Source organism: Burkholderia sp. GbtcB21, from assembly GCF_019091065.1.
Lineage (GTDB): Bacteria > Pseudomonadota > Gammaproteobacteria > Burkholderiales > Burkholderiaceae > Burkholderia > Burkholderia pyrrocinia_C.
Map to the genome: position 1 here is coordinate 1 of NZ_JAGXKA010000052.1, position 4,053 is coordinate 4,053.

General features: G+C 58.4%; 4 protein-coding genes. All 4 read left to right on the forward strand.

Annotation, left to right across the window (positions count from 1 at the left end; genetic code table 11):
• Nucleotides 1-2,141 (forward strand): hypothetical protein (locus KVT39_RS36135; protein WP_217591392.1); only part of this gene is annotated, 2,141 nt, incomplete at its 5' end.
• Between the two features lie 6 nt (nt 2,142-2,147).
• Nucleotides 2,148-2,453 carry a hypothetical protein gene (locus KVT39_RS36140; RefSeq protein ID WP_217591393.1) on the forward strand — a complete coding sequence of 102 codons (306 nt, stop codon included), beginning with the start codon at nt 2,148-2,150 and terminating at the stop codon, nt 2,451-2,453.
• A gap of 399 nt (nt 2,454-2,852) precedes the next feature.
• Complete coding sequence (locus tag KVT39_RS36145) at nt 2,853-3,263, forward strand: hypothetical protein (protein ID WP_217591394.1); 411 nt, start codon at nt 2,853-2,855, stop codon at nt 3,261-3,263.
• A 464-nt stretch (nt 3,264-3,727) separates the two neighbouring features.
• Nucleotides 3,728-4,053 (forward strand): hypothetical protein (locus KVT39_RS36150; RefSeq protein ID WP_217591395.1); only part of this gene is annotated, 326 nt, incomplete at its 3' end.

Consider the following 4,053-nt stretch of genomic DNA (forward strand, 5'->3'; position numbering starts at 1 on the left):
TGACGAACGTGCACAACACGGCGAGCACGTTCAAGCCGTACGACCCGGGTCAGGCGATCGGGGATACGCAGCCGACGCTGCCGGACCCGCCGCCACCGCCGAGTCGGGGAGGCGGGTGCGGCGGGTTCCTGCCGGTGATCGCGATTGTGGTGGCGGTGGTGGCGACGGTGTTCACGGCGGGGGCGTTGGCTGCGCCGGCGGGTGCGTCGCTGGGGACGATCATGTCGACGGGGGCCACGGCGGTGACCGGCGGCCTGGGTATGGCGGGCGCGGGTGCGGCGGCGGTTGGTGGAGCGGTAGGTGCCGCGGCGGGGCAAGGGGTGATGATTGCAGGCGGCGCGCAGCGCGGGCTGGACTGGAAGGGTATCGCGCTGGGTGCGGTGGGCGCGGGGGTGACGGCAGGCGTGGGTGCGACGGGCTTGGGTCAGGTAGCAGGCCAAGCGTTCGGTCCCACGGGCGGGCAGATGGCGATGGGCGCGGCGCGCTCGATGGCAACGCAGGGCATCGGCGTGGCGACCGGGTTACAGCATAGCTTCGACTGGAAGGGCGTGGCGGCGAGTGCGATCTCGGCGGGAGTAGGGGCGAAGGCCGGGGAGTGGGCCAGGAATGCGAGCGTGAATGCCGGCTGGGGGGAGAAGGCGACGCAGTTCGCCAGTGGCATGAGTTCGGGCATGGCGGCCGGGGTGACGAGTACGGTGGTGCGGGGAGGGAGCCTGGGGCGGAATGTCGGGGCGATCGCGATGGATGCAATCGCGTCCACCATTGGCAATATGGTGGCGAGCCGGATGGCGAGCCAATCGACGTCGACCGAGTTACGTACCCAGCAGGCGATTGACACGGTGAACGGGCAGGTCCTGTCGGGTGGAGTTGGCTCTGCAGGGACCGGGTTTGTACCGGCAAGGGCGCCATACATCCGCTTCGGTGATGGCCCGCAAGCCAGTGCCGCAATGGCAATGGCGAATTACGACACCGCCGCAGGTATTGAGCAAGCGCGGGCACAGCGAATCGCCGAATTGCAATCGCTTGCGGATCAGCCCGTCGACTTGGGATTTTCTGGGATACAGGTTCTGATCGAAGGCGTGGGGTCAACTGGCGGGCCGGTTCCGCAGCCGTCCGCGGAACTGAGAACGATTCGCAACCTGAACTGGTTCGAGGGCCAATTGGCTTTCAATCCAGTCGCGCAAGCGGCTCAAGGTTTTGTTGACCGTGGGTTGGGGGTTGTGAGCGGGGTGTGGAATGTCGTGGCTCATCCGCTGAATACGGCGGCCGCGATCGGTGGGCACTACGCGAACGCGTATGAGGCAGGCAACCTTGGCGGCACCATTCTGCGTGAGGCAAGCGGCATCGCGGCAGGAGTGGTGAAGGGAGCAGTCAGCCCGATTGACGCGCTGTATCGACGAGACGAGGCAGGCGGAGCGTATCGGCTCGGCGGATCCATGCTGGATGCGGCACTGTCGGCGGGAGCCCCCGGTGCCGTGGGTGCAGCAACCCGTCTAACTGGATCTGCACTCGAACGTGGTGCCGCGGTGTTTGGACCGGCATTCGATAGGGCGGCAAACAGCTTCTTGGTAAACAGAGGCATGATGTTGAACGCGGTGCCAGAGAGCGGAGGGTTTGGAGGCGCCGTTGCTACGCTATCTCGTGTCGAAAGCAGGTTTGCCGGCGCATCGCGAGAAGTCGGGTTCATTATCGATAGCCGATCGGGTGATATTCTCGCTGTGCGAAGAGCAGGATTGGGTAACGGAACACAGATTAGTCTCGATGCTGTTACAGATTTCCCGCTGATGAGCGGCAATGTGTTTACTCATAACCATCCGTTAGGCGGAAATTTGTCGCCAGGTGACGTATCAACCGCGATTGGCTCAGGTGCGCTTGAGTTCCGAGCAGTCACGTCGACTCGTACAACTTCGATTACGTTCGCCAATCCCCCGGAAGGGCTGATCGGGGCACCTGGCCCAGCAGTTCTATTCATGAATGGAGAAAAGTCAGCGATTGCTGCTTCATACAGAGCAGGTTTGGCTGACGGAAGTCTGATTCCGCCGACTGACTTGGCTACTAAGAATGTCTGGTTGAGTGACTATTTCGTTCAGCAGTTGTCAGCGCGGAATCCTTGGATTCAGTACACGGTAACTCCACGATAAGGTGAGATGATGAATAACGCGAACGACCTCCAGGCGGTAGTCAATGAATTTGTGGAGTCGCTGAGTGCGAACGATCGAGAAGTGGTCCGCCAACTAGTTCTTAATCACCAGATACGGAAAAGTCTGATCTGGTACAAAAGTGTGGCTGATCGCTATCTTCGGGGGCCACAGGCGGCCGAGCTGATCGGTGAGATAGATAAAAAGTATCCGGACGAGAGTATGTGGAAAACTCTTGACTCATCTTCCGAGTCGCTAATATTCGAAGCCGGCATTATTTTGCGTGAAGCCCAAGCAGTGTTGAATGCGTCTTAGGCTTGTTACTAGTAGGGTTGGCCTGCATCCGACACATGGGGAATAAATGCTTGGCGTTCGGCTGAAAGGATGGAGTGCGTACGATGGCTAGATTGCAGAGCATGTTGTGCCCTGCGATATTGCGTGTGCCTAAGGTACTGCGACGCCACTAAAGGAGTTCGGGTGTAAAAACACGCGTCTGGGCCAGCCTCAGGTTGCCGCTATCCAGCGCGCTGAATCAATTCATATTCTTACTGGGCGGCCGGTTGTCGACGTAAATATGGGATCTGTTGTTGGTGAAGGTTTTACGGCGCTGAGGTCGAATGGTTCAGGTCTTGATTATATGATGTCAACTGACGTTCGGACTGTCTTCCGCAATGGGATGGTCTATACGCAGTTCCCTATTTTGGTACGATAGAAATGAAAATTGTCAACCCGTATCTCGTTGCTGCAATTCTGGAACCATTTCTGTTCCTTGACGAATTCGAGTCAACTGAAGTGGCGGAAATTAATCCCGAAGATGAGGTGGACGTTCGCGTTTTCATTCGACGATTCCTTGTACCCTACTACTTGAAATTTGATGATAAAAGCAAATCAGAGATCAGGGATTCGCTTGGCTATATGCTGCTGAAGGGGTCGGACAAGTGGGAGGTGCTATTCCAAATTAATCAAAGCCCGCTTTCTTTGCCTAGCCGGCCGCAAAAATTTTATGAATGGCTATGGGATGAGCTATATCATTGCGATGTTTTTCTTGTTGGATTGCTTGATGACTATGTCGTCAGGGAGGATATTCATGCCCCAAATCTAATCAAGCGAGGCGGGGCTGTGTAGTGCGGTGTTAAGATCCTTGAGGCCCGCGGTCAATACGTATTTTTTTCATAGAGCGACGTCTCGCTTCTGCGAGCGGCGCTGCTGTTGCATTGAGGACTAAGGTGGCCTATCGCAATAGTGGAGCATTATATGCAGCCCAACGCTTCCATCATCGGTCTACGCTGATTAAGCGAGTCGGTACAGTGATACGCGGTTTCGACCTCGTTTGCGACCGTATACCAATGGAATTACGGATGGGCGCAGCCGGGGGGCACGCGTTCGTGGGATACGCTCGGTCACGACAAGCGCTTCGCGTCCAGTATGACGAACTGAATCGCCGAACCGACTATACATACGATGCCGACAACCGGCTGATTCGGATCGATCGAGCGGTGCTGACGAGCAGTGGGAAAGCAGGGCGACACAACACAAATAAATAGGAGTACGACGCGAACGGGTACCTGACGAACCAGTCGATCAACGGTGTGGTGGTACGCGAGCGGGAGAACGACCTGCTGGGCCGGGTGACGGGTTACACGGCATACACGGCGGATCGCTCGAAGCGGACGGAGCAGGTAACGCGACAGTACGACGCGGACGGGCTGCAGACGAGCGAACGCGATGTGCTGGAAGGCGCGACGACACGCTATACGCGAATGTCGGACGGGACGCTGGAGCGCACGGAGCGGCGTCCGGACAAGGGCGACGGCACGACCGTGACGACGGCGTACAGCTACGAGTGGTGGGACGGGGCGAAGCAGAAGACGGCGGTGTCGCAGGGCACGAACCCGAACGCGCCGGGGTGGAAGCC

Excerpts from the sequence above, each read along its gene's own strand:
- KVT39_RS36140 (WP_217591393.1), top strand. The coding sequence starts at position 2,148 with ATGATGAATAACGCGAACGACCTCCAGGCGGTAGTCAATGAATTTGTG.
- KVT39_RS36145 (WP_217591394.1), top strand. The coding sequence starts at position 2,853 with ATGAAAATTGTCAACCCGTATCTCGTTGCTGCAATTCTGGAACCATTT.